Here is a 19,429-nt window from a genome sequence, read left to right on the forward strand (position 1 = left end):
GTCTTGACGCGCGAACGGATCCTGCTCGCCGGGCTCGCCCTGGTCGACGAAGCGGGCTTGGCCGAGGTGAGCATGCGCAAGCTGGCGCACCGGCTCGGCGTCGACCCGATGAGCCTGTACAACCACGTCGACGGCAAGGACGCGCTGCTGGACGGGATCGCCGAGCTGCTGCTCGCCACCATCCCCGCGCCGCCACCGGACGCGGACTTGCGGGGGACGATGTCGGCGCTGGCGCACGGCTTCCGGGCCGCGATGCTCGACCACCCGCGGGCGGCGCCGCTCGTGCTGACCCGCCGGCTCGCGTCGATGACGGCGCTGGCCCCGGTGGAGGCGGTGCTCGGCCCGCTGCTCGCGGCGGGCTACCCGCCGGACCGCGCGGTGCACGGGCTGCGGGCCGTGCTGGCGTTCCTCACCGGCACGCTGATGCGCGAGGTCGAGGCCGCGCCGACGTTCGGCGGCAGCGTCCAGCGGCTCGCGGACCTTTCGGCGTCCGGGCTGCCCGCGGTGTCCGTGGCCGCGCCCTACCTGGCGGTGTGCGACCACGAAGCGGAGTTCGAATTCGGCCTGCGGATCATGCTCGACGCCCTGGGCGAGCCCTAGCGGATCCGTTCGTGCAGAGCGGCCATCCGGCTGTCGAGGTCCGCCGCCGTCCGGGCCGCCGCCGCGAGCTCGCCCGCGAAGTCGGGCGGGACGCTGTCGCGGTACTTGTAGGAGAGCTTGTGCTCCACCGCCGCCCAGAAGTCCATGGCGATGGTGCGCAGCTGCACCTCGACCTTGACCTTTTCCACCCGGTCGGACAGGAAGACCGGGATGCGGACGATGAGGTGCAGGCTGCGGTAGCCGTTCGCCTTCGGGCTGGTGATGTAGTCCTTGGTGCGCAGCAGTTCGACGTCGTCCTGCGCGGTGAGCATGCGCGCGACCTCGTAGACGTCGGAAACGAACGGGCAGACAACGCGAATGCCGGCGATGTCATCGAGCGCGGCGGCGGCGGAGACCCAGTCGCCGCCCAGGCCGCGGCGGCGCACTTTTTCTTTGATGGCTTCGGGCCGCTTCACCCGGCTCGTGATGTGCTCGATCGGGTCGTGCTGGTGGACGAAGTCGAACTCCTCGCTGAGGATCCGCAGCTTCGTCATCAGCTCTTCGATGACGAACTTGTACATCAGCAGAAATCGCGGGAGCTGCCCGGCGACGGCGAGCTCGTCGGCCGCCTCGCGCAGGTCCTCGGCCGCCGGGTCGGTGGTCACTGAAGCCTCGTGCTGTCGTCGGACGTTTTCCGAGCGCCAGAGTACTGCGCTCCGTCCGGTCAACGACTGGCGACGGGCCGGAGTTCCCGCCGGTCACCGGTTCGGGTGTTTCGCGGGTCCGGGCCCGGACCGGGGCGTGCGGCCGCCGGTCCGGGTCCGGTGCTGCTCAACGTCCCGCGGGCGCCTTCCCGGCCGCGGTCACCGCGGCGGCGACGCACTTGACCGCGGCCGCGCCGGCGGCATCGGCCTTTTCGTCGGCCTTGTTGCCGGCCTTGCCGTTCTTGGCCTTCTGCTTGTCCTGAGCCTTCTGGTCCTGGGCCTTCTGGTCCTGGGCCTTCTGGTCCTGGGCCTTCTGGTCCTGGGCCTTCTGGTCCTGGGCCTTCTGGTCCTGGGCCTTCTGGCTCTCTTCGGCGGCCATCCCCTGCTGCTGCGCGGCGGCAGCGGGATCGGCGGCCTGGCCAACGCAGGTCAGGATGCCCGCACAGTCCTGCGCGGAGAGCACGATCCGGCCGGCATTCTGCTGCTCACCGGCCATGCCGTTCTGCTTCGCGGCATCCTTCTGACCGGCGGCTTCCTTCTTGGCGGCCTTGCCGTCGGCGCCGTTTTCCGCCGCCATGCCGTTCTGGTCGGCCGCACTGTCGTCCGCGGCCATGCCGTTCTCACCGGCCGCGCCCTGCTGAGCGGCCATGCCATTCTGATCGGCCATGCCATTCTGGGCAGCCATGCCGTTCTGATCCGCCATGCCGTTCTCGCCGGCCATGCCGTTCTGATCGGCCATGCCGTTCTGGGCGGCCGCGCCGTTTTCCTCGGCCTTGCCGTTCTGGTTCGCCATGGCGTTGGCGTCGGCCGCGCCGGCGGCCTGGGCCAGGCACTTCTGGACCACCTCACAGGCCTGGACGGCAGCAGCATCCTGCTCGGCGGCCTTCTGACCGGCCATGCCGTTTTCATCGGCCTTCTTGCCCGCGCCCTTCTTGCCGGCCGCCGCGCCCTTTTGTGCCGCCATGCCGTTCTGGTCGGCCATGCCGTTCCCGGCCGCCATGCCGTTCTCGTCGGCCGCACCGTTCTCGTCGGCCGCGGCCTTCTTCCCGGCCATGCCGTTCCCGGCCGCCATCCCGTTCTCGTCGGCGGCGCCGTTCTCCGCCGCCATCCCGTTCTCGTCAGCGGCACCGTTGCCCGCCGCCATGCCCTTGTGCTGGGCCTTGCCGCTTCCGGCGGCGGCCTTGTCCTGGCCAGCCGCCTTTTTCCCGGCCGCCTTGTCCGCGGCTTCCGCCATCGCATCCTCGCCGGCCGCCGCGATCGCCGCGCACTGGGCCGCCACTTCGTTCGCCGCCACCTGGTTCGCGCAGCCCGCCGCCTTACGCTGCTGGCCGAGCCGGTCGGCCGCCGCCTGGCTGTCGGCGATTCGGGCCTTCGACTGGGCGTCCGGGGCCGTGCGCTGGCTCGCGATGTACGTCAGGTTGTTCTGCAACGCCGTGTCCAGGCCGCTGCACTGCTCCGTCGCCGCGTTGCTCGCCGGGCTGGTCAACGCGATCGCCGCCGCCGTTGCGCCGGCTACGCCCACCAGTGCCGCTAGTCCGATCGTCGCGGGTTTGCGGTGTCGTCCTGTCGTGCGCACGTGGGGCATCAGCCCCTCCTCTCGGGTCGCCACCTCACCAGGGCACACGGACAAAACGGCGAAGCGGTTCACCGGGAGTTCGACTGTCCACTATGGACAAGATATTCGCAGCGGGAGTGTGTTACCGTGTCCGCACCATGAAACCTGGGGAGGGTTCATGATCGGCAAGTTCAAGAACGCCCGCAGCGAAGAGCGATATCTGGCCGCCTACGACGAAATCGCCGTACGCTGGCCCGTTCCGGTGCGGGATCTGGACATCGGCACGCGGTATGGGCCCACCCGTGTCCGGGCGAGCGGCGCGGCCGGGCCGCCGATCGTGCTGCTGCCGGGCCTCATGGGGACGTCGCTGTCCTGGTACCCGCACGTCGCCGAGCTGGCCGAGCGGCACCGCGTCTTCGCCGTCGACACACTCGGCGAACCGGGGCGCTCGCGCCAGACGCGGCCGATGCCCACCGCCGCGGAGTGCGCGGACTGGCTGGCCGACGTCCTCGACGGTCTCGGGCCCGGGAAGTTCCTGCTGGCCGGGGTTTCGCGGGGCGGGTGGCTCGCGCTCACCCTGGCCGCCCGCACCCCCGGCCGGATCGCCGGCGTGGTCGCCATCGAGCCGCCCGGCTTCGCGCCGATCGGCCGGCGCTTCTTCTTCTGGAGCGCGCGTGAAGTCGCGACCTGGTTCGACCCCCGCCCCCGCGCGGCGGTGCGGCGTACCCTCCGGCCGCTGCTGTTCGGCGGCCTGAAGTACCGCGCGCACCACCCACCGGAGTACCTGTTCACCGACGACCAGCTGCGCGCGGTCACCGTCCCCGTCCGGCTGGTGCTGGGCGAGCGCAGCGTGATCCACTCAGCGCGCGAGGTCGAACAGCGGGTGAAAGCGCTCAACCCGCTGTTCGACGTCGAAATCGTGCCGCGCGCGACGCACGCCCTGCCGCTGCAGCGGCCGGAGCTGGTCACCGCGCGCATCCTGACCGGCTGGTGTCGCGCGTCCGAAGTTCAATGACAGCGGCCCGGGGAAGAGCGCCCCAACGTCAACTTGGGGCGCGCGGCACTAGCCGAGTTCCGCCAGCTGCGGCACCGCCGGGGCCATGCCCTCGATCCACGCGGCGGGCGAACCCGACGTCGGGGTGACGATCGCCCTCTGCACGCCGAGTTTCGCGTAGCCCTCCATCGCGCGGACGAACTCGTCGCGGGTTTCCGGCGTCGGGCGCGGGTTGTTGGCCAGGATCGTCTTGCGGATCGCGTCGTAGTCGCGCCCGACGTCGTCGCAGTGGCGGCGCAGCACGTCGAGCTTGTGCGCGACGTCTTCGGGCGAGGAGCCGAACAGGTTGCACGCGTCGCCGTACTGGGCGACCAGCCGCAGCGTCTTGCGTTCCCCGCCGCCGCCGACGAGGATCTTCGGGCGGTGGATCGGCTGCGGCGAGCACAGCGTTTCGGCCAGCTGGTAGTGCTTGCCCTCGAACGGGCCGTTGTCCGCCGGGTCCCACATCTGCGCGCAGATGCGCAGCGTCTCCTCCAGCCGCTCGAACCGTTCGGCGATCGGCGGGAACGGCACGCCCATCCCCCGGTGCTCGCGCTCGAACCAGGCGGCCCCGATGCCGAGGGTGGCCCGGCCGCCCGAGAGGACGTCGAGCGTGGTGACGATCTTCGCCAGCAGCCCGGGGTGCCGGTAGGTCACCCCGGTGACCAGCAGGCCGAGGTCGATCCGGGACGTGTGCGCGGCGAGGTAGCCGAGCGTGGTGTAGCCCTCCAGCATGTTCGACTCGGCGGGCAGGCCGGTCGGCTCGATCTGGAAGTAGTGGTCCATGAAGGACAGCCAGGTCGCCCCCGCTTCCTCCGCCGCGGTGCCCACGCGGGCGAGCTCGCCGGCGATGGCGGACGTCCCGCCGTCGATGTCGAAGATGGGCAGGTGGAAGCCGAGTTCCATGAAACGCGCTCCTGTGGTGGTCGGTGTAGGCCCCACGCTAGGACCTGGAGTGCGCTCCAGCGCAACCCTCAACCCACGGCCGCGGCGAGGAACTCCGCGACCGCGCGTTCGGAAACCGCACCCTCGGTCACCGGCACCCCCGCCGCGCGCAGGCGGGCCGCGAACTCGGCCGAGTTCCGGCCGCCGTTGCCGAGCAGGAACGGCGGCGCGCCCGGGCCGGCGTAGGTCAGCGGGCTCGCCGCGCGCAACGCCGCCGGCGAGCGGCCCAGCGCCATGAGCACCGACGCGCGGGTGAGCGGATCGAGGCCGGCGAAGTCGAAGGCGGCCGGGGCCGACAGGGCCGCCACCGCGCGGACCGTGCTGTCCTGGCCGCGGTACTGCCCGGTGTCCTGACCACGCGCGACGCCGAGCAGCGACGCCAGGGTGCCGCCCGTGCCGGTGCCCGCGACCGCGATCCGGGCCGGGTCGACGCCCAGCGCGGCCGCGTTGGCCTTGAGGAACCGGACCGCGCACCGGGCGTCGGCGAGCGGGGCCGGCCACGGCGCCGCGGGCGCCAGCCGGAAGTCGATCACGGCGACCGCGAACCCGCGGGCCGTCAGCTCGTCCCGCAGCGGCCCGAACCGCGAGCCGGCGAGCAGGGCCCCGGGGCCGGTGGGCTTGCGGTTGCCCAGGACCAGCCCGCCGCCGTGCAGAAAGAGCACCACCGGGACCGGCGGGCCGCCCGTACTCCGCCGGTAGACGTCCATCGCCAGCGGGACCCCGTCGGGGCGGCAGTACTCGACCGTGCCCGGGCCGGCGTCGAGCAGCGTCGAAGCGGCGGGCCCGGTGCTGCTGTCGCCGGCCGCGACGGCGCCCGCCACGCCGGTCGCGAGCACCGCCACGAGCACCGGGAACAGCGCCACCCAGGCCGTCGCCCGCCGCGCCGCGGACGGCCACGGGTGCGCCCGCCGCCGGGCCACGAACAGGAACCCGAGCACGGCGACGGCCTGCAGTCCCGCGGCCACGTAGTCGGTGAAGCCGGCGACCGTGTCGGCCGGCTGCCAGGGGTCGAACCGCGTCAGCAGCCCGAGCGGACGGCTGACCACCCACAGGACGAGCGCTCCGGCCGCCGCGAGCGCGCCGAAGTGGGCGGTCTTGCGCGTCGGCCACCCGAGCACCGCGACGGCGGCGACGATCCCGACGGCGGCCACCAAGCCGAACAGCATCGCGTACAGCTGCCAGACCCGCCACAGCGCGGGCAGGGCGGCCGCCGGGATCACTGCCCCGCCGAGGGCCGCGAACACGGCCGTGACCAGCAGCGGACCGCGCCGCAGCGCGGCCGGTGCGGTCGTCGGCGAGCGGTACCCCCCACGCTGCCCGCCGACGACCTTCATGCCGCCAGTGTCACCCTGGTCGCGCGAACGCGCACCTACTTGCGGGCCGCCGTGTAGTTCCGGAACAGCAGGTAGGTGTCGAGGATGTCGGACGACGCGCTCTGGACCGACCGGTAGATCCCCCACTTGGGGCGGACGTAGTCGCCTTGGTCGGGGATGTTCACGTTGCTCATGCTGCCCTGCGCGGCGATCGCCGCACCGGACCCGGTGCCGTTGCGGATGACGCAGGCCGCCTTGCCCTTCGAGCCCGGCGTGAACGTCCACTCGATGGTGATCCACTTGTCCCGCAGCGGCGACAGGTCGGTGGCCGCGATGCTCGGCGAACCCGAGTTGGCGTACGCGCGGGCGTTGAGCATTTCCTTGCCGCCGCTGCGGGTCAGGTCGAGCGTCACCCACGGGCCGCCGTTGGTCGAGGGCGTCTTCGTCTGGAAGATGTGGGTGAACTTGCTGGTGCCGTGCAGGGACGCGGGGATGTACATCTCGTAGGAGAGGGTCCACGTCTCGCCGTTGTGCATCTTCAGCGTGGTGCCGTTCTGCACCATGCCCTTCGACTCGGTGCGCTGGCGGTCGCCGCCGCCGGTGGTGTCGCGGTCGTCCTTCCAGATGTTGAAGCGGTAGTGGTCACCCTCGACGACGACGTACTTGCGGTCGGGGTGGTGGTTGCCGCGGTCGGCCTCGATGCCTTCGAAGGCCTTGAGGCCGTCGGTGGCGGGGTCCGGGTGCCACAGCGGGGCCGCGTGCGCGGGGAGGGCCGTGCCCAGGATGAGCGGGACGGCGAGAGCCGAGACGGCGAGCGAGCGCAGGGCCGTCCGGCGGGGGAATTCGGGCATCGTCGGTGTGTCCTTCCTGACCAAGAGTTCGGCAGGGGTGCACATCGGTCGGCGGACGGGCCCGGAACCGGGCTGGACATCCGATGTCTTGCGCTATGAAGCTAGAAGAGACAGCACTTTCTGTCAACGCCTCCCCAGTTGCCGCCCGGGTTCGACAGGAATTCATCAGATCGCTGTACGGTGGCGGGATGGAGCACTTTTGCGCCCGCGACGGCCGGGATCTCGCCTACCGGACCTTGGGTAGCGGCCGGGCACTGGTGCTGTTCCACGGATTCACCGGCTCGGGACGCGACTGGCTCGGCCCGGCGGCCGTGCTCGCCGAGCACGGCCGCCGGGTGATCCTTCCGGACCTGCGCGGCCACGGGGCGAGCGCCGCCTCGCACGACCCCACGGCGTACCCGCCGGACGTCCTGTCCGACGACGGGTTCGCGCTGCTCGACCACCTCGGCCTCGACGACTACGACCTGGGTGGCTATTCGTACGGCGGCCGGATCGTGCTGCGCCTGCTGGCCCGCGGTGCCCGCCCGGGCCGTGCCGTCGTGGCCGGCCAGGGCCTCGACGCCGTGCGGAAAGCGACGTCCCGGACCGGCACCTACCACGCCGCCCTGACCGCGTTGATCGACGGCGAGCCCGTCGAGCCCGGGTCACCGGCGTACTGGACGCAACAGGCCGGCGGCGATCCGGTGGCACTGCGGCACGTCCTCGGCACCCACGTGCCGACGACCGACCTGGACCGGATCACCACACCCACCCTGGTCCTCGTCGGTGACGAGGACGACGGCCACGCCTCGGCCGGCGCCCTCGCCGCGGCGCTGCCGAACGGCCGGTTCGCCCGGGTGCCCGGGAACCACTTCACGGCGATGACCGGCCCGGAACTGACGACGGCGATGGTGGAGTTCCTGGCTCAGGCGTAGCAATCGGCCAGTGCGCCGAACGCCGCCTTCGGTTCCCAGGGCACGTCCGGGTACGTCTCGCCGGTCCCGTTCTCCAGCACCTTCACCACGCCCCAGCTCGCCATGTCCAGGTCGGTCCGGGGATCGGCCCGGTGCACCAGCCCGTAGCACACGAACGTGCAGGCGAACGCCGCGTCGACGCCCTCCGCCGCGAAGATCTCCACCAGTTCGCGCAGGTACCGAGCCTGCTCCTGTTCGTCCCGGACGTAGTCGCCCGTCAACCGGACCGGGACGTCGCCTTCGTACTCGAGGATTTCGCCGCAGCGGGCCCCCAGGTCGGCCGCGCCCCGGTACGGCGTCACGCCGAACTCCGTGATCGCCACCGGCTTGCCCGCCGCGACCAGGCTCCGGACGCCCTCGCGGTAGAGGTGCTCGACCTCCTTCGAGCGGTGCGCGTCCACCGAGACGATGTCGAACGGCGCCCAATCGACGCGCTCCAAGGGAATCGCCGCGTACGTGACGCGGCCGCCGAACCGGGCCCGGACCGCTTCGGTCGCGCGGGCCAGGAACGCATTCACCCGCTCCGGCAGCCCGACGAGCAGTTCCCGCGAGGCCAGCACGTTTTCCAGCCGCTCGGTGATGCTGTCACCCGGCAGGAAGCCGTGGCAGAACAGGCTCAGCTCGGCACCGGTGACGAACACGATCTCGGCGCCCGCCTCGCGGAGGCGTTCGGCCCGGGCCGCACCGTCGGCGAGGAGGGCCAGGACCTCGTCCGGGGTGCGGTCCCACGGGAACGGCGAAAACCACACCTCCAGCCCCAACGCGGCCGCCTCGCGGGCGGCGAACTCGATCCGGTCCAGGTCGGTGCCGATCAGCCGCACCGCGGTGCAGTGCAGGTCGTCGCGGATGATCGCCAGCTCCCGCCGCACGAGGTCCGGCTCGAACGGCCGGTTGAACCGCCCGGCCCGCTCGAGGCCGGTGTCGTAGCCGATGCCCTTGGCCCGCATGCTCACTCCCCTCGTTAGGGTACGGACCGTACCGTACCCTAATAGGCTAAGCTGACGCTCGTGGCCGCACCGAAGCCCCGGCGCCGGGGTACCGAACTGGAAGAGGCGATCCTGCGCGCGGCGGCGGCCGAACTCGCCGAATCCGGCTACCCCGGCCTGACCATGGAAGGTGTCGCCCAGCGCGCCGGCACCAACAAGAACGCGATCTACCGCCGCTGGCCGAACCGCGCCGCGCTCGGCGTCGCCGCCTACCGTCACTTGGCCGAGGAAACGCTCAAGCCACCCGACACCGGCGACCTCCGCGAAGACGCGCTGACCCTGTTGCGGGCGATCAACTGCGGCCAGACCTCGCCGGCCGCACGCGCCCTCCGCGGCCTCCTCACCGGCGTCGGCGACGAACCGGAACTGCGCGAACAGCTGCACGAACAGGCCGCCGAAGGGGGCGCCGCCGCCTGGGTCACGCTCGTGGGCCGGGCGGTGGCCCGGGGCGAGGCCCGGCCGGGCGCGCTGCACCCGCGCGCCGCCACCGTGGCCCTCGTCCTGCTGCGCAACGAATACCTCACCCGCGGACTGACCACAGTGGACGATGACGTGCTGGTCGAGATCGTCGACGAGGTCTACCTGCCGCTGGTGCGCGCATGACGCACCGGCTGGCGCGCCACGACAAGATCGCCGCCGCCCTGGCGGAAGCCGGCGACGACCTCCTCGCCGCGGCCCGCCCGCTGGGCACCGGCATCGGAGGGTCGTCCTGGCTGCTGCGGGCCGGCGGCGAACCCGTGTTCGTCAAGCGGGTCCCGCTCACCGACGTCGAACTGGCGAATCCCCGCTCGACGGCCGACCTCTACGGGCTGCCGCCGTGGTCGCACTACGGGGTCGGGTCGGCGGGCGGCGGGGCGTGGCGCGAACTGGAAGCGCACCTCATGACGACCGCGTGGGTGCTCGGCGGGGAATGTGCGAACTTCCCGCTCCTGCACCATTGGCGCCTCGCGCCCGGCCTGCCCCGGCTGCACGCCGACATCGAGGCCGACGTCGCGTTCTGGCACGGCGACGCCGGGGTGCGGCGGCGGCTGGAAGCGCTGGCCGGAGCCACCACCGACCTCGTGCTGTTCCTCGAATACCTGCCGCACAGCCTGGCGGAATGGCCGGGCGACGACCTGCCGCTCGAGGAAGAGCTGCGGCACATCACCGAATTCCTGGCCGCGCGCGGCGTCCAGCACTTCGACGCGCACTTCGCCAACGTCGTCACCGACGGCGAACGGCTCTACCTCACGGACTTCGGCCTGACCGTGGCCCCGGAGTTCGACCTTTCGGACGCCGAAGCGGAGTTCCTCGCCGAGCACGACGGCCACGACCGGGCCTACGTGCTGACCCACCTGGTCAACCGGCACGTCCGCGCGCTGCGCGCGTGGCCGGATGCCCGCAGCCGCAATGACTTCGTCCGCGCGTGCGCCGCCGGGGAAGTACCGCACCAAGCTTCACTGCTCCAGCGGCACGCCCCGCTCGCCGCGATCGTCAACGACTTCTACTTCGCGCTCCACACCGAGAGCCGGAAGACGCCGTATCCGCGGACGGCGATCGCCGAACAGCTGGGGCAGCAGCCGTCCGGCTCTTGACCACCGGACCACGCCGACCTAGAGTCAGCGTACCCCGAGCATGTTAACGTTAACATGCGCTGGTCCCCGACGTGCCCCGAAGGAACCGACAACGATGAAGTTGTTCTCCCCGCGCCGTTTCGGCGTCGTGCTGGCCGTCGCGGCCGCACTAGTCCCCCTCGGCAGCGCCGGCGCCGGCGCGACGCCGTCCCCCGAGTCCGGCACCGGCGTCCGCGCCGCCGCGGGCACGCTTTCCGTGCCCGACCTCGACGACGTCCGCGGCAATGTCACGCTGCCGGCGAGCGGCCCGGACGGCACGAGGGTCACCTGGACATCGTCCGCGCCGTCGGTGATCACGCCGACCGGTGAGGTCACCCGGCCGGCGACCGGTGCGGCCCCCGCGAAGGTCGTCCTGACCGCGAAAGTCAGCCAGGGCCGCGAGAGCACCACGCGGCGGTTCACCGCCACCGTGGTCCCCAAACCGGCCCCGCAACCCCTGGCGGGCTACAGCTTCTTCTACTTCACCGGCGAAGGCACTTCCAACGGCGAGCAGATCTACTCCGCGCTCAGCAAGGGCAACGACCCGCTGAACTGGAGCGAGCTCAACAACGGCCAGCCGGTGCTCAAGTCGAGCCTCGGCGAACTGGGCGTGCGCGACCCGTTCATCCTGCGCTCCCCCGACGGCGACAAGTTCTACCTGCTCGCCACCGACCTGCGGATCTACGCCGGCCGCGGCTGGGACGCCGCCCAGCGCACCGGCAGCCGGTCGATCATGGTCTGGGAGTCGACCGACCTGGCACACTGGTCGCGCCAGCGCAGCGTCCAGGTGTCCCCGCCGACCGCGGGCAACACGTGGGCCCCGGAAGCCTTCTGGGACGCCAAGCGCGGGACGTACGTCGTCTATTGGGCGTCGAAGCTCTACGCGGAGAACGACCCGAACCACACCGGGGACACCTACAACCGGATGATGTACGCGACCACGCGCGACTTCCGCACCTTCAGCGCACCGCAGGTGTGGATCGACCCGGGCTACTCGGTGATCGACTCGACGGTCGTCAAGAACCAGGACACCTACTACCGGTTCACCAAGGACGAGCGCAACAACACCTCCTCGACGCCGTGCAGCAAGTTCATCACCGAGGAGAAGGCCACCGACCTGCTCGACCCGCACTACGGCTTCGTCGCCGACTGCATCGGCAAGGCCACCGCGACCAGCCCCGGCCTGTCCGCGGGCGAAGGGCCGACCGGGTTCAAGTCCAACACCGAGAACAAGTGGTACCTGTTCATCGACGAGTTCGGCGGCCGCGGCTACGTCCCGTTCGAGACCACCGACCTGAACTCGGGCAAGTGGACGATGTCGGCCGGCGCGCACCTGCCCGCCTCGCCGCGGCACGGCACCGTCCTGCCCGTCACCCAGGCCGAGATGAACCGGCTGAGCGCTCCCCCGGCACCGGTGAAGGCCGACGCGAAGGGCCTGGTCGCGCACTGGCCGCTCGACGCGAAGTCGGGCACGGTCGCGACCGACACCACCGGGCACGGGTACGACGGCGCCCTCGCCGGTGACGTCTCCTGGGCCGGCGGCGCGCTGGCCTTCGGCGGCAAGAACGGGCACGTGCAGCTACCGGACAACCTGCTCACCGGCGCCGCCGCGGCCACCGTGTCGGCCGACGTCCTGGTCGACCCCAACCAGCAGACGCCCTACTTCCTGTGGGGCCTGGGCAACACGGCGAAGGACGGGACCGGCAACGGCTACCTCTTCACCACCGGCGGGACGGTGAGCGGCGGCTTCCGCGGCGCCATCGCGACCGGCAACTGGACCACCGAGCAGGGGGCGGACTCCGGCGGCGGGCTGCCGCGCGGGGTGTGGAAGAACGTGACGCTCACGGTCGGCAACGGCGTCGAGGTGCTCTACCTGGACGGCGTCGAAGTGGGCCGCAACGCGAACGCCACCATCAAGCCGGCGGACCTCGGCGGCGGCGTCACGGCGGCGAACTACCTCGGCCGCTCGGTGTACGCCGGTGACAAGACCTTCACCGGCAAGATGAAGGACGTGCGGCTCTACAACCGGGCGCTGTCCGGGCTCGACGTCGCCACGCTCCCGTCGAACAGCACCGCGATCCGCTCGGTGCAGCTCGACGCGCTCAAGACGCCGGCCGTCATCGACGCCGGCGCCGGGACGGTCGTGCTGCCGGTCAAGCCGGGCACCGATCTGCACCGGCTCGCGCCGAAGTTCGGCCTGGCGCCGGGTGCGACCATCAAGCCGGACAACGGGAAACCGGTGAACCTCAGCTCGCCGAAGCAGTTCACGGTGACCGGCGCCGGCGGTGAGCGTCGCGTGTGGACGGTCGAGGCGCACGAGGTGCGCAGCCCCGTCCTGCCGGGCTTCAACGCCGACCCGAACATCGTCGCGTTCGGCGACACCTACTACCTCTACCCGACCACCGACGGGTTCGACGGCTGGAGCGGGACGAAGTTCTCGGCGTGGTCGTCGAAGAACCTCGTCGACTGGAAGGACGAGGGCGTCATCCTCGACCTGGGCAAGGACGTCAGCTGGGCCGACAAAAACACCTGGGCGCCGACGATCGCGAAACGCAACGGGAAGTACTACTTCTACTTCTGCGCGGAGGCCAAGATCGGCGTCGCGGTGAGCGACTCGCCGACCGGCCCGTTCGTCGACTCCGGCAAGCCGCTGATCGCCAAGAACCCCGACGGCGGCCAGGCCATCGACCCGGCCGTGTTCCTCGACCACACCGGCAAGCCGTACCTGTACTGGGGCAACGGCAACGCCTACGTCGTCCCGCTGAACGACGACATGGTGTCCTACGACCCGGCGAAGATCACCCGGCTGGACGGCCTGGCCGACTTCCGCGAGGGGCTGTTCATGGTGGAGCGGAAGGGCACGTACTACCTCAGCTGGTCCATCGACGACACCCGCAGCCCGGACTACCGCGTCGGCTACGCCACGGCACCGAGCCCCACCGGGCCGTTCACCAACCGCGGCGTGCTCCTGAGCAAGGACGCGCACCTGGGGGTCCTCGGCACCGGGCACAGCTCGATGCTGCAGGTCCCGGGCACCGACGACTGGTACCTCGCGTACCACCGCTTCGGCATCCCGGGCGGCGACGGCACCCACCGCGAGACGACGATCGACAAGCTGACGTTCCGCCGCGACGGCACGATCGTCCCGGTCGTCCCGACGCTGGAAAGCGTGCGGCCGCAGCGGATCCCGTGGCACTGCGGGGCCGTCCGGGCGAGCTGACTCCCGCGGGTGGGCCGCCCGGCGGGGTGGCCCACCCGATGCGGTGAGACGGAGATCACGAGCGTAGGTGTTTACCCCGGTCTGCCCGGGGTAAACATCCGCCGTTCGGGTTGCGCCAGCTGCTTTCCGCCTCAGGAGTCGTTTGATGACCAGCGTCTTGACCGACAACCTCGGGAACACGCGTCCGGTCCCCCGGCCGCGCCCTCGGCCGGTCACGTCCGACACGCTCGCGGAGCTCGCCCGCCTCGCCGCCCTGGCCGAGCTCGCCCGGCGCTCGTCGCCGTCGCTCATGCACCACGCGATCCTCGCCGGCACGTCCCCCGCCACGGTGGCGGCGGCCGCGCAGGTCGACGTCGCCGAAGCACACATCCGCTGGCACGAATGGGCCGACACGGCGGTCGGCCGCGACGAGTACCTCCGGGTGCACACCGCGTTCGCCGACGCCGTCGTCGCCCGCCACGACGCCCTGGAGGAGGACCTGTGCCCGTGACGACGGAGGAAACGACCCTGGCCGACCTGGCCGCGCTCGGCGACGCGGCCACCGAGCTGCTGGCCGAGCTCACCGAGCAGCTGGCGACCGTGGCTTCCCGGCGCTGAGACGAGGCCCGGCCGGCCTCAGCCGGCCAGTTCGGGCAGGGCCAGGGTGTGGTTCGTGTGCCGGACCTTGGCGTCGAGGTACCGCAGGTTGTCCGGGGTGGCGTGCACGCCGGTGGGCACCGTCGCGGCGACCGTGACGCCCCGCTCGCGCAGCTGCCGGACCTTGTCGGGGTTGTTGGTGAGCAGGTCGACCTCGCCGATGCCCAGCGCGGCGAGCATCTGGGCCGCCGCGGTGTAGTCGCGGGCGTCCTCGGGCAGGCCCAGCGCGGTGTTCGCCTGGTAGGTGTCGAGCCCGGCGTCCTGCAGGGCGTAGGCGTCCAGCTTGGCGTAGAGGCCGATGCCCCGGCCCTCCTGCCGCAGGTACAGCAGGACACCGCCGGCCGCGTCGATCCGTTCCACCGCCTCGCGCAGCTGCGGCCCGCAGTCGCAGCGGGCGGACCCGAACACGTCGCCGGTCAGGCACTCCGAGTGCAGGCGCACCAGCGGCCGGACCGGGTTGCCGAAGACCAGGGCGAGGTGCTCGGCGCCGTCCGCCAAGCCGTCGAAGGTGACGACGTCGGCCGAAGCGGAGAAGCCGTCGGCGAAGCGCAGCGGGACCCGCACGCGGGTGCGGACGGTGGCGGCGGGGATCATGGTGACTCCAGGTTGCTCGTTCAAATTTGAACTCTGAGCCGACCGTACCCCTTGAGTTCGAATTTGAACAACAGGTACCGTTGTGACATGGGTCGTCCACGGTGGCTGAACGCCGAGGAGAAGCGCGCCTGGAACGCGTTCCTCGGCACCTACGAGCTGCTCAACCGGCGGCTGGACCAGCAGCTCAAGCAGGATTCCGGAATCTCCCACCTCCAGTACGTGATCCTCGCGCGGCTCAGCGCCGCCCCGGACCGCGAACTGCGGATGGCCGAGCTCGCCTGCGCGGTCTCGAACTCCAAGAGCGGGCTCACCTACCAGATCGGGCAGCTGGAGCGGGCCGGCCTGGTGCGCCGCCGCGCGTGCGAGAGCGATCCGCGGGCGGTCTACGCCGTGCTCACCGACGACGGCATGACCTTGCTCGAGCAGGCCGCGCCCGGACACGTCGGGCTGGTCCGCGAACTGCTGATCGACGTCCTCACCCCGGACCAGCTGCACGCGCTGGCCGACGGCTTGAGCGAGGCGAACCGCCGCATGCTCGCGGCCGGAGACGCCACCGACGGCTGCCCCTGAGTGACTTGCGTCACTTCCTTTGCTGATCCGCGCCGATTCCGGAACGCGTCGCACGCCGCCTGAGAACAGCTCATGACACTGGCTGGATCGAAAGGCGGGCGATGACCCCGGAAGACACCGATGCCGACGACGACGCGAGCGTGATCGCGCGGTCGCGGCACGAGCCGAGCCTGTTCGCGGTCATCTTCGACCGCCACTCTCGGCACATCCACCGCTACGTGGCCCGGCGGCTCGGCCCGGCGACCGCCGACGACGTCCTGGCCGACACGTTCCTGATCGCCTTCGACAAGCGGGCGAAGTTCGACCCGGCCCGGTCCGACGCCCGGCCGTGGCTCTACGGCATCGCCACGAACCTCATTTCCCGGCACCGGCGGACGGAAGTGCGCGAGCTGAAGCTCCGGCTGGCCGTCGGACCGCCGGCCGCCGACGAAGGGCACGCCGACCGGGTCGCCGACCAGGTCACCGCGCGGGCCCTCGCCACGCGGCTCGACCGGGCCCTGGCCGCCCTGCGGCCCCGCGAGCGGGACGTCCTGCTGCTCGTCGCCGCGGAAGGCCTGGCCTACCAGGAAGTCGCCGAAGCGCTCGACATCCCCGTCGGCACCGTCAAATCCCGCCTCAGCCGGGCTCGCGGCCGCGTCCGCGCCGAGCTCGGCGCCTTCGACCTCGTGAAGGAGACCTCGGGTCATGGATGAACTGGACCTGATCCGCCGCCGCGCGGACACCGTCGGCTTCGCGCCGGCCGAGCACCTCGCTCCGGCCCGCGAGCGGCTGCTGGCCGCCGCGCGCGGCGAGCGGCGGCACCGGCCGCGCCGCTGGTTCTGGCTCGCCGGTGCCTCGATCGGCCTGGCCGCGGCGATCACCGCCGTCGTCGCACTGACCCCGGCCGACCAGGTCGGCGTCGGGGCGGGTGTGGCGCACGCCGACCCGGTCAAGGTGCTGACCGCGGCGGCGAACACCGCGCTGAAGGAGCCGGCCAAGCCACCCCGGCCCGACCAGTTCCTGTACGTGAAGACCGAATACACCATTCCCCCCAACCGCGAGGTCTGGCTCTCGGTCGACGGCACCCGCGACAGCCTGATCGGCAGCTTCAAGGAAGGGGGCTGCCGCAACGGCAAGGCGCCGATGTACGGCACGAACGACCCCCGCTTCGAAGGGACGCTCGAGGACTGCACACCCAGGCGGGCCTACCGGACCGACCTGCCGACGACGGCCGACGCGATGCTGGCCTACCTCTACGACAAGGAGGAGGATCGCGAAGGGCGGGCCGGCTACATCGGCAAGACCGTGTACGGCCTCGCCTACGAGCAGGTCCTCCAGCCGGCGTCCTACGCGGCGCTGTTCGAGGCGGCGGCCAGGGTGCCAGGCCTGACGGCCCTGGACCACGTCACCGACGGCGCCGGCCGCCCGGGCGTCGGGATCGAATTCCCGGTGTCCCCCGGTTCGGGCCCGAAAGCGAAGCCGATCGTGCTGGTCTTCGACGCCACCACGTACCAGTTCCTGGGCACGACCGACAGCGCGGTGACGGTGAAGACCTACGTCGACGAGGTGGGGCAGCGCCCCTGACCACCCGGCCCGCCGGGACTCGGACCGGGTCCCGGCGGGCCGTCCGTTACGACGACGTGCCGTAACGGATCGATTAGGCTCTCCCCCATGGCGCCGGCACGCGAGACGAACCCGGAAGCGCCGCGGCCGGGCGGGCGTCCCCGCGACGCCGCGCTCGACGAAGCGATCATCCTGGCCACCCGCGAGCGCCTCGTCCGCGACGGCTACTCCCTCATGACCATCGGCGACATCGCGTCGGACGCCGGGGTCAGCCGTCCGACGCTGTACCGGCGGTGGCGCACCAAGTTCGACCTCGTCGTCGACGCGCTCGACTACGGCTTCCGCAAGCAGCGCGACTCCTACACCGTCGACCTGACCGAAATGGCCCCGCGCGAGGCGTTCACCGAAGCCGTCCGGCGGCTCGATCCCGCGTACTTCAACCCGGACGCCATGGTGCTCATGGGCAACTTCGCCGGCGAAGCGATCCGGACACCGGAGCTGCTCGGGATCCTCCGGGAGCACGCCGTCGAACCGCGGGTCACGCTCGTCGAAAACGTGCTGACCCAGCTGCAGGAGAGCGGCGATGTCGCCGGCGGCATCGACAAGCACACCATCGCGACGCTGTGCTTCGGCAGCTACTTCGCCGCCTTCTACCGCGGCGAGAGCCGGGACGAAATCCCCGAAGCGGTCGTGTCGGTGCTGTGGCCGGCGATCGCGGCGAAGAAGCCGGCCCGCCGCCGACGCGGCTGACCGGCGCGGATGCAAGTACCGCCCGGTTCTCGCAACCATTCCGGGCTCCCACCCGTGCATTAGAGGTGTGAGGACCTCTTCGGATCGACGACGGCAGTTCCGGGCACGAGCGGTGGCGGTCGCGGTGCTGACCGGCGCCGGCCTCGCGTTCGCCCACGCCGCGACCGGGGTGACGGTCGCGGGCCCGATCCTGGCCGCGGCGGCCGGCGGGCACAGCCTGCCCGACACCGCGGCCCCGGCCAGGGAACCGGTGACGTCCGCCCGGCCGGCCCCGAACCCGACGCTGCCGTTCAACGCGAAGCTGACGTCCGACGACATCCCCGTCCCGGGCGGCGGGGTGCGCAACGGCGCCTGCAGCGGGGCGCTGGTCGCGCCGCAGTGGATCGTCACCGCCGGGCACTGCTTCCACGACCTGAAGGACGCCCGGATCGGCGGGCGGCCGCCGTACACCATGACCGTCACCGTCGGACGGCTGAAGGACACCGATCCCGGCGGGTACACGACCGAGGTCGTCGACGTCCGGCAGTCGCCGGTGAACGACCTGGCGGTGGCCAAGCTCGGCCGCCAGATCCACGACATCGTCCCGGTGGCGCTGGCCACGAGCCGGCCGCCGGTCGGGAAGCAGCTCGAGTTCGCCGGGTGGGGTTCGCTCTCGGCGACCGTGCTCGGCCCGTCCGACCACCTCAAACGCGGGCGGTTCACGGTGTCGGGCATCGGCCAGGCCACCCTGGAGGCCCAGCCGGTCGGCAAGCGCACGGTCGAAAACGGCCCGTGCCCGGAGGACTCGGGCGGGCCGTTCTTCGTGTCGGACGACGACCGCACCGGGACGCTGGTGGCCATCGTCAACACCGGTCCGCCATGCCCGCAGCCCGGCGCCGAGACCATCGCCCGGGTGGACGTCGTGGCGGACTGGATCCGCGAACAAACGGGCTGACCCCGGCGGTCAGCTCTCCCGCAGGGCGGCCAGTTCTTCGGCGATCAGCAGGTCCGGGTCGAACTTCATGCCGGCGAAGTGGCCCGCCAGCTCGAGGGACAGCACCCCGTGCAGGCGGATCCAGAAGGACAGCGCGCGGTGCAGGGCCGCGGCCGGCGCGGGGTGGCCGCCCGCCCACTCGCGGTGGATCTCGAGGTGCGTGTCGAACGGCGTCGGCGGCTCGCCGGCCGGCTCGTCGGCGCAGGCTTCGATCAGCACCGCCATGACCTCGGACGAGATCGCGGTGGTGTCGCCCGGCGCGTGGTAGCCGGGCACGGGCGTGCCGTAGATCAGGAAGTACCGCTGCGGATCGCGGCGCGCCCAGTCGCCGATGGTGCCCGCCAGCCCGGGCAGGCCGGCCCCGGCGTCGCGGGCGGCGCGGACGGTGTCGGCGAGGCTGCGGTAGGCGTCCCGGATCAGGGCGGTGATCAGCTCGTCCCGGCTCGCGAAGTACCGGTACAGCGCCGGCCCGCTCATGCCCAGCTGCTTCGCGATCGCGTTGAGCGACAGGGCGGGCACCCCGGCCGCGGCGATCTGCTCCCACGCGTGGCGCTTGATCTCCTCGCGCACCTGGGCTCGATAACGCTCTCGCGGGCTCTCGCTCATCACCGTTAGAGGTTATCACTTTTCCTA

General features: G+C 71.8%; 20 protein-coding genes. 12 read left to right on the forward strand and 8 right to left on the reverse strand.

Going from position 1 to position 19,429, the window contains the following annotated elements; all coding sequences use genetic code 11:
• Window positions 1-3: 3 nt before the first annotated feature.
• Complete coding sequence (locus AB0M30_RS22880; protein ID WP_103335819.1) at window positions 4-600, forward strand: TetR/AcrR family transcriptional regulator C-terminal domain-containing protein; 597 nt, start codon at window positions 4-6, stop codon at window positions 598-600.
• Here AB0M30_RS22880 and AB0M30_RS22885 read toward each other — a convergent pair.
• Both AB0M30_RS22885 and AB0M30_RS22890 read right to left on the reverse strand, forming a co-directional pair.
• Window positions 597-1,244 carry a GTP pyrophosphokinase family protein gene (locus AB0M30_RS22885; RefSeq protein ID WP_364586725.1) on the reverse strand — a complete coding sequence of 216 codons (648 nt, stop codon included), beginning with the start codon at window positions 1,242-1,244 and terminating at the stop codon, window positions 597-599. The genes AB0M30_RS22880 and AB0M30_RS22885 overlap by 4 nt on opposite strands.
• Before the next feature lie 166 nt (window positions 1,245-1,410).
• The gene (locus AB0M30_RS22890; protein ID WP_364586728.1) at window positions 1,411-2,868 is read right to left on the reverse strand and encodes a hypothetical protein; all 1,458 of its coding nucleotides are present in this window, start codon (window positions 2,866-2,868) and stop codon (window positions 1,411-1,413) included.
• Between the two features lie 148 nt (window positions 2,869-3,016).
• Between AB0M30_RS22890 and AB0M30_RS22895 the strand changes: the two genes are divergently transcribed.
• Window positions 3,017-3,853 (forward strand): alpha/beta hydrolase, encoded by an 837-nt coding sequence (locus AB0M30_RS22895; protein ID WP_364586731.1) that lies wholly within the window; start codon window positions 3,017-3,019, stop codon window positions 3,851-3,853.
• 48 nt (window positions 3,854-3,901) lie between these two features.
• Here AB0M30_RS22895 and AB0M30_RS22900 read toward each other — a convergent pair whose 3' ends face one another.
• The 3 genes from AB0M30_RS22900 to AB0M30_RS22910 form a co-directional block, all read right to left on the reverse strand.
• On the reverse strand, window positions 3,902-4,777 hold the full coding sequence (locus AB0M30_RS22900; protein WP_364586734.1) for an LLM class F420-dependent oxidoreductase: 876 nt from the start codon (window positions 4,775-4,777) through the stop codon (window positions 3,902-3,904).
• 68 nt (window positions 4,778-4,845) lie between these two features.
• Complete coding sequence (locus AB0M30_RS22905; protein WP_364586737.1) at window positions 4,846-6,150, reverse strand: alpha/beta hydrolase; 1,305 nt, start codon at window positions 6,148-6,150, stop codon at window positions 4,846-4,848.
• 35 nt (window positions 6,151-6,185) lie between these two features.
• Complete coding sequence (locus tag AB0M30_RS22910; protein ID WP_364586740.1) at window positions 6,186-6,980, reverse strand: hypothetical protein; 795 nt, start codon at window positions 6,978-6,980, stop codon at window positions 6,186-6,188.
• 188 nt (window positions 6,981-7,168) lie between these two features.
• On the opposite strand from AB0M30_RS22910, the gene AB0M30_RS22915 reads away from it, so the two are divergent.
• On the forward strand, window positions 7,169-7,894 hold the full coding sequence (locus AB0M30_RS22915) for an alpha/beta fold hydrolase (protein ID WP_364586743.1): 726 nt from the start codon (window positions 7,169-7,171) through the stop codon (window positions 7,892-7,894).
• Here the strand turns inward: AB0M30_RS22915 and AB0M30_RS22920 are convergent.
• Window positions 7,885-8,880 (reverse strand): hypothetical protein, encoded by a 996-nt coding sequence (locus AB0M30_RS22920; RefSeq protein ID WP_364586746.1) that lies wholly within the window; start codon window positions 8,878-8,880, stop codon window positions 7,885-7,887. The two genes, AB0M30_RS22915 and AB0M30_RS22920, sit on opposite strands and share 10 nt — an antisense overlap.
• Before the next feature lie 60 nt (window positions 8,881-8,940).
• Here AB0M30_RS22920 and AB0M30_RS22925 point away from each other — a divergent pair, with 60 nt between their 5' ends.
• The 4 genes from AB0M30_RS22925 to AB0M30_RS22940 all read left to right on the forward strand — a co-directional run bounded on the left by AB0M30_RS22925 (window position 8,941) and on the right by AB0M30_RS22940 (window position 14,221).
• Window positions 8,941-9,522: a TetR/AcrR family transcriptional regulator gene (locus AB0M30_RS22925; protein WP_364586749.1), complete on the forward strand. Its 582-nt coding sequence runs from the start codon at window positions 8,941-8,943 to the stop codon at window positions 9,520-9,522.
• Window positions 9,519-10,493: a hypothetical protein gene (locus tag AB0M30_RS22930; RefSeq protein ID WP_364586752.1), complete on the forward strand. Its 975-nt coding sequence runs from the start codon at window positions 9,519-9,521 to the stop codon at window positions 10,491-10,493. The genes AB0M30_RS22925 and AB0M30_RS22930 overlap by 4 nt, the downstream gene beginning before the upstream one ends.
• Before the next feature lie 94 nt (window positions 10,494-10,587).
• On the forward strand, window positions 10,588-13,731 hold the full coding sequence (locus AB0M30_RS22935) for a family 43 glycosylhydrolase (protein ID WP_364586755.1): 3,144 nt from the start codon (window positions 10,588-10,590) through the stop codon (window positions 13,729-13,731).
• A 145-nt stretch (window positions 13,732-13,876) separates the two neighbouring features.
• The gene (locus AB0M30_RS22940) at window positions 13,877-14,221 is read left to right on the forward strand and encodes a hypothetical protein (RefSeq protein WP_364586758.1); all 345 of its coding nucleotides are present in this window, start codon (window positions 13,877-13,879) and stop codon (window positions 14,219-14,221) included.
• 125 nt (window positions 14,222-14,346) lie between these two features.
• Here AB0M30_RS22940 and ribA read toward each other — a convergent pair whose 3' ends face one another.
• Window positions 14,347-14,961: a GTP cyclohydrolase II gene (gene ribA, locus AB0M30_RS22945; protein ID WP_364586761.1), complete on the reverse strand. Its 615-nt coding sequence runs from the start codon at window positions 14,959-14,961 to the stop codon at window positions 14,347-14,349.
• An 87-nt stretch (window positions 14,962-15,048) separates the two neighbouring features.
• Here ribA and AB0M30_RS22950 point away from each other — a divergent pair, with 87 nt between their 5' ends.
• From AB0M30_RS22950 to AB0M30_RS22970, 5 genes are all read left to right on the forward strand, one after another.
• Entirely contained in the window at window positions 15,049-15,531 is a 483-nt protein-coding gene (locus tag AB0M30_RS22950) for a MarR family transcriptional regulator (protein ID WP_364586764.1), read from the forward strand.
• A gap of 101 nt (window positions 15,532-15,632) precedes the next feature.
• Entirely contained in the window at window positions 15,633-16,223 is a 591-nt protein-coding gene (locus AB0M30_RS22955) for an RNA polymerase sigma factor (RefSeq protein WP_364586767.1), read from the forward strand.
• Window positions 16,216-17,094 (forward strand): CU044_5270 family protein, encoded by an 879-nt coding sequence (locus AB0M30_RS22960; protein WP_364586770.1) that lies wholly within the window; start codon window positions 16,216-16,218, stop codon window positions 17,092-17,094. Before AB0M30_RS22955 ends, AB0M30_RS22960 begins: the two co-directional genes overlap by 8 nt.
• An 87-nt stretch (window positions 17,095-17,181) precedes the next feature.
• Entirely contained in the window at window positions 17,182-17,823 is a 642-nt protein-coding gene (locus AB0M30_RS22965) for a TetR/AcrR family transcriptional regulator (protein WP_364586773.1), read from the forward strand.
• Window positions 17,824-17,890: 67 nt separating this feature from the next.
• The gene (locus tag AB0M30_RS22970) at window positions 17,891-18,757 is read left to right on the forward strand and encodes a trypsin-like serine protease (RefSeq protein WP_364586776.1); all 867 of its coding nucleotides are present in this window, start codon (window positions 17,891-17,893) and stop codon (window positions 18,755-18,757) included.
• Window positions 18,758-18,766: 9 nt separating this feature from the next.
• Here AB0M30_RS22970 and AB0M30_RS22975 read toward each other — a convergent pair whose 3' ends face one another.
• Window positions 18,767-19,402 carry a TetR/AcrR family transcriptional regulator gene (locus AB0M30_RS22975; protein WP_364587083.1) on the reverse strand — a complete coding sequence of 212 codons (636 nt, stop codon included), beginning with the start codon at window positions 19,400-19,402 and terminating at the stop codon, window positions 18,767-18,769.
• Between the last annotated feature and the right edge of the window lie 27 nt (window positions 19,403-19,429).

It is taken from the genome of Amycolatopsis sp. NPDC051716, assembly GCF_040681595.1.
Lineage (GTDB): Bacteria > Actinomycetota > Actinomycetes > Mycobacteriales > Pseudonocardiaceae > Amycolatopsis.

Coding starts and splice junctions, on each gene's coding strand:
- AB0M30_RS22890 (WP_364586728.1), bottom strand. CDS start 2,868: ATGCCCCACGTGCGCACGACAGGACGACACCGCAAACCCGCGACGATC.
- AB0M30_RS22895 (WP_364586731.1), top strand. CDS start 3,017: ATGATCGGCAAGTTCAAGAACGCCCGCAGCGAAGAGCGATATCTGGCC.
- AB0M30_RS22900 (WP_364586734.1), bottom strand. CDS start 4,777: ATGGAACTCGGCTTCCACCTGCCCATCTTCGACATCGACGGCGGGACG.
- AB0M30_RS22905 (WP_364586737.1), bottom strand. CDS start 6,150: ATGAAGGTCGTCGGCGGGCAGCGTGGGGGGTACCGCTCGCCGACGACC.
- AB0M30_RS22910 (WP_364586740.1), bottom strand. CDS start 6,980: ATGCCCGAATTCCCCCGCCGGACGGCCCTGCGCTCGCTCGCCGTCTCG.
- AB0M30_RS22915 (WP_364586743.1), top strand. CDS start 7,169: ATGGAGCACTTTTGCGCCCGCGACGGCCGGGATCTCGCCTACCGGACC.
- AB0M30_RS22920 (WP_364586746.1), bottom strand. CDS start 8,880: ATGCGGGCCAAGGGCATCGGCTACGACACCGGCCTCGAGCGGGCCGGG.
- AB0M30_RS22930 (WP_364586752.1), top strand. CDS start 9,519: ATGACGCACCGGCTGGCGCGCCACGACAAGATCGCCGCCGCCCTGGCG.
- AB0M30_RS22935 (WP_364586755.1), top strand. CDS start 10,588: ATGAAGTTGTTCTCCCCGCGCCGTTTCGGCGTCGTGCTGGCCGTCGCG.
- AB0M30_RS22940 (WP_364586758.1), top strand. CDS start 13,877: ATGACCAGCGTCTTGACCGACAACCTCGGGAACACGCGTCCGGTCCCC.
- ribA (WP_364586761.1), bottom strand. CDS start 14,961: ATGATCCCCGCCGCCACCGTCCGCACCCGCGTGCGGGTCCCGCTGCGC.
- AB0M30_RS22950 (WP_364586764.1), top strand. CDS start 15,049: ATGGGTCGTCCACGGTGGCTGAACGCCGAGGAGAAGCGCGCCTGGAAC.
- AB0M30_RS22955 (WP_364586767.1), top strand. CDS start 15,633: ATGACCCCGGAAGACACCGATGCCGACGACGACGCGAGCGTGATCGCG.
- AB0M30_RS22960 (WP_364586770.1), top strand. CDS start 16,216: ATGGATGAACTGGACCTGATCCGCCGCCGCGCGGACACCGTCGGCTTC.
- AB0M30_RS22965 (WP_364586773.1), top strand. CDS start 17,182: ATGGCGCCGGCACGCGAGACGAACCCGGAAGCGCCGCGGCCGGGCGGG.
- AB0M30_RS22975 (WP_364587083.1), bottom strand. CDS start 19,402: ATGAGCGAGAGCCCGCGAGAGCGTTATCGAGCCCAGGTGCGCGAGGAG.